Source organism: Kribbella sp. VKM Ac-2568 (genome assembly GCF_004345365.1).
Taxonomy (GTDB): domain Bacteria; phylum Actinomycetota; class Actinomycetes; order Propionibacteriales; family Kribbellaceae; genus Kribbella; species Kribbella orskensis.
Map to the genome: position 1 here is coordinate 1 of NZ_SLVF01000034.1, position 3,344 is coordinate 3,344.

3 protein-coding genes and 1 pseudogene are annotated in these 3,344 nt (G+C 63.5%); all 4 read left to right on the forward strand.

Annotated features, from left to right (window positions below; genetic code table 11):
* Positions 1-439 precede the first annotated feature (439 nt).
* The 4 genes and pseudogenes from EV648_RS43665 to EV648_RS42290 all read left to right on the forward strand — a co-directional run bounded on the left by EV648_RS43665 (position 440) and on the right by EV648_RS42290 (position 2,063).
* Positions 440-805, forward strand: a complete 366-nt coding sequence (locus tag EV648_RS43665; RefSeq protein WP_199235160.1) for a transposase — start codon at positions 440-442, stop codon at positions 803-805.
* A 25-nt stretch (positions 806-830) separates the two neighbouring features.
* Positions 831-1,481 (forward strand): transposase, encoded by a 651-nt coding sequence (locus EV648_RS43670; RefSeq protein ID WP_199235161.1) that lies wholly within the window; start codon positions 831-833, stop codon positions 1,479-1,481.
* Positions 1,482-1,493: 12 nt separating this feature from the next.
* Positions 1,494-1,730, forward strand: a pseudogene (locus tag EV648_RS42285) (integrase core domain-containing protein); the annotation flags it as partial.
* A 102-nt stretch (positions 1,731-1,832) separates the two neighbouring features.
* Positions 1,833-2,063, forward strand: a complete 231-nt coding sequence (locus tag EV648_RS42290; RefSeq protein ID WP_132302114.1) for a hypothetical protein — start codon at positions 1,833-1,835, stop codon at positions 2,061-2,063.
* The last annotated feature ends 1,281 nt before the right edge of the window (positions 2,064-3,344 follow it).

Sequence of the window (3,344 nt, forward strand, 5' to 3'; positions counted from 1 at the left end):
AAGATCCTCGACTGGCGAACCCCGGCCGAGGTCTTCGAGGAACAGCTACGCTCACTACAACAGCCCGGTGTTGCATCGACCGGTTGAACTCGCCCAATATACCTCTGTGCACTTCACCGAGACCCTGCAACTCCACGGCCTCAGCCCCTCGGTCGGGTCCGTCGGGGACGCCTACGACACTCAAGGCATCATCATGGTTGTGGACGTCGGATCACCGGTTGAACCCCGCACTAGGACTGGCGGACCGGCAGGGTCTGACCCGGCTTACGACTGGCGGTATCTTCCTGCCAACGCGTTGATCAGTCGGCCCGCGTTCCGGCGTCCATATCTCGAGCCGCGGGGCGGAGCCGTGACCCAATAGGGGCCTTGCCCCGGCACCGTGAGTGTCCTGTCCGACGCCGACCCGCCCTCGTCCGTGCGCGTTCACGAGAGGCACCGCATGCCCACGCATGGCCAAAGTGTTCTGGGGATCGACACCCACAAACATTTCCACGTCGCCGTCGTCCTTAACGGGCTCGGCCAGTACCAAGACAGCCTGCTGTTTGCCGCCAGCGAAGCCGGTTCGCGCGAGCTCCTGGCCTGGAGCGTCGAGCACGGAGGCCCGCTCACCGCAGGCGTCGAAGGCACTGGCAGCTACGGTTATCAACTCACCCGTGCCCTCCAGACCGTCGGCATCACAGTCTTCGAGGTCAACCGGCCCGATCGAGCCAACCGGCGCCGCAAGGGCAAGAGCGACCCGATCGACGCCGAAGCCGCCGCCCGCGGTCCTGTCCGGGCAAGCAACAGCAGTCCCGAAGGACCGTGAAGGAGCCGTAGAAGCCCTGCGGGCGTTGACGATTGCGCGCAACAGCGCCATCAAGGCCACGACCACCGCAAGCAATCAGATCAAGGCCCTGCTCGTCGGAACGGATCAGGCCCTGCGCGACCACATGCGCGTCAAAAGCCTGCTCCAGCTTGCCACCTTGTGCAGCCAGCTCGCCCCAACCAGTGGCATGCACGCAGCGCTCGCGAGCCTCGGTCGCCGCTGGCTCGAGCTCCACCGAGAGGTGATCGAGCTTGACCGACTCATCCGCGAACTCGTTCGGCACACCGTGCCGGCGCTGATCAAGCGACCCGGCATCGGAATCCACAGCGCCGCGCAGCTGCTCATCACCGCCGGCGGCAACCCCGATCGGCTCCACAGCAACGCCGCCTTCGCAGCTCTGTGCGGCGCCAGCCCGGTCCAAGCCAGCAGCGGACAACGAGAACGCCACCGCCTCAACCGCGGCGGCGACCGCGCCGCCAACAGCGCCCTGTGGACCATCGCGAACAACCGCATGATCCACGACCCCCGAACCCGCGAATTCGCCGACAAACGACACCAGCAAGGCGACAGCCGCAAGGACACACTCCGAGTCCTCAAGCGCTACATCGCCCGCGAAACCTTCTCCATCATCCGAGCCGCACTGACCACCGAACACGCTCTCGACAAGGCCGCTTGACATAGGGGCCTCAACGCCCTGGCCGAGACAACCATTGGGCTCTACAAGACCGAATGCATCCGCGACGACTCACCCTTCAGACGCGGACCACTGACCGGCCTCAGCAACGTCGAGGCCATCACCTCCGCCTGGGTCCACTGGTACAACACCAGCCGGCTCATGCACCGCCTCGACCGACGCCCACCCGCCGAAGCCGAGGCCGACTACTATGCACAAACCCGTGACGACCGACCGGTCGTTCACACATAACCGAGGGTGCATCAACCCCGGGACGGTTCACGGGCCTTCTCAGAACAACCGAACTACATCCCCGACTTCCCGCTCACGATGAACGGCTGCGGAACGCGAGCGATGAGGACACACTGGCGCAGTCTCGGCAACGCCATCACCGTCGGAAAGATCGCCTACTCAGATACACCAGAGAACGCCACCCAAACAGACGCTACTCAACTCGCAACCGCCACGGGCGGGTGGATCGACACGGGCGGCTGCGAACAGCCCGTGTTCTTCGTCCGCGCCGACAGCCAGAGCACGCTCGTTGACATCGCATATCAGACGCGTATCTACGACGCCGCTCCGTGACACCGGCCCGCGCAGCCCTCGTTACCACCATGGCGATGTATACAGATCGCGGGCCAGCGACGATCAGACGCTCCCAGCCATTGTCTACGCGGCTCTTCGCAGTGATAGGACCGGCGCAAGATTTCCTGGCTAACTGTTATTGGGCTGTTCACAATTGAGACCGACTCCTTCATGCAGCATGGATCGGCTCCGGCCGGCCGGGAAGTAGCATCCGGGCGCTGCCGGCATCACGGCCGTGCTGGACGCTGAGTCACTGCGCTTGTCCTTGAGCTACCCGATATCGATGATGTCGACTTTGAGCTCATCTCGGTTCCGGCCTCACGACCGACCGTCTCCGCGAGCTAGAGGCATTCCGTGCCTCAGATAGCCTTCAGCGACTGCTGGCTGGAAACGCGCATCGACTCACCGCCAAGGCCTGTCGTGTCCTGCACACGGGAAACAATCGGCGACCTCGCCCTCGTGATCTGTTGCTAGCGGCAACCTTATGCTCGAAGTGGAAAAGCGACTTTCTCCACTTCGCTCCTCGCAGAGTCGATAAGCTCCCGCTCCGCGGACCAACACCACCTCGCTTACGGTCGACCAACTGCAGGCGCGAGCACAGGGTGCCAATGCTCGCTTAGATGGCGTGCGGCTTTCGGACGGTGACCATGTCATCTCCTACGGCGCAGAGACTGACGCAGATGTCGCTGAGGCAGACGCCTTAGTCTCGGTGCAGCGACTCATACCGGACGCGGCTCTCACAAGCGCAACGGCGTTCGCCGGGTCAAGAGAGGGTGCGCTGCGCCTTCGGCACTCGCACCGCAGTCGGAAACAGCTCGGCAAGATTTCGGCTGTACGAGCTGGCCCGGATCGCCGTGCCGATATTCATAGCCCCAGATCAAGCCGTTGGTGATGCAGTGGAGTCCCTGTTCACAAGGCCGGACATAACAGACGCCGATGGCAGTGATGCGCCATCCCAGCCGAGGGCGACAGCAGGGCGATCCTGGTCAGTGAGGCTGAGTCGTCGGCTGGCGGATACTGCGGACTTCGGCCAGCCCTCGCAGCAGCGCAGCTAATCTTAGAGCGACAAGACAAGACCGTAATGGCGCGAAGCGGTGGCAAGGTGCGGCCGACAGCCGATACGTTGGGGATCCTTTCTTCTTGCGTCAGGGAGAGCAGCAGTGACTCGGTCGCCCTACACCTTTAGCCTCGATCCACCGATGGGCAGATTGTGGTTCGTGGATGTCGTTGACGGTACTGCTTGGGAGGGTGGGCGTGGGTGATCGCCTGGCGTTGCTGCCA